Origin of the sequence: Citrobacter sp. EC_71 (assembly GCF_019584005.1) — a bacterium.
Classification (GTDB): domain Bacteria; phylum Pseudomonadota; class Gammaproteobacteria; order Enterobacterales; family Enterobacteriaceae; genus Citrobacter; species Citrobacter werkmanii.
The window spans coordinates 1-671 of record NZ_VDAY01000063.1; the positions used below are offsets into that span (position 1 = coordinate 1).

1 protein-coding gene is annotated in these 671 nt (G+C 51.9%); it reads left to right on the forward strand.

Going from position 1 to position 671, the window contains the following annotated elements; all coding sequences use genetic code 11:
- Positions 1-207 precede the first annotated feature (207 nt).
- Positions 208-603, forward strand: a complete 396-nt coding sequence (locus FHD02_RS23995; RefSeq protein ID WP_064732696.1) for a hypothetical protein — start codon at positions 208-210, stop codon at positions 601-603.
- Positions 604-671: the final 68 nt, after the last annotated feature.

Genomic DNA, 671 nt, shown 5'->3' on the forward strand with positions numbered 1-671 from the left:
CAAGGGTGAAGGACATCACCACGAAAGCCGCCACAGTGAGCACCATGCAGGCTGCTGCAAAAGTGAAGAGCATCGCCACGCAGGCTGTCACCAGGAACATCACCACGAACAGGGTGCGGACGCCGCCACGGTCGCGGCGGAGGTGGTGGTCGTCGCCAGTGCATCTCCGTCACTAACAACGAAGTCGCTGCCGACGAACAGAAAAAATTGCGCGAACAGGGCTTAAGGCCTGGAGATCCTGATTGGGAAAAGTGGGGGATCTGTGATTATATCACCAAACCACGTGTACAAGCTGCTATCACAGGCAAAACGCCGAATGAACAACCGATTAAGGTCAATTATAGGTTTACAGACGAGTTCCCAATGTCTGACGGTTTTGAGGAAAATGCCGAGTTTTTCACTCTGACCTACGAAGCTGAGAAGTCGGTTAGCCACAACTTGGCCTTTGTTCGCATTGCGCCGTTGCTATGGCTACGCGCGGGTGCGCGCGGCGAACGTATTGAAAAAATACCTACTAAAGGATGGGAAGTGACCGATGCGTACGGTCTACTGCTAGGGAAGGTGCGAATAAGCAGGTCATTTCTTCCCAAGCTGACTCGCTGATTAAAATTTCGCGGATCTGGGCCGATTTTTTTCCCGCAAACACATCGAATCAGCCTATTTAGGCTATT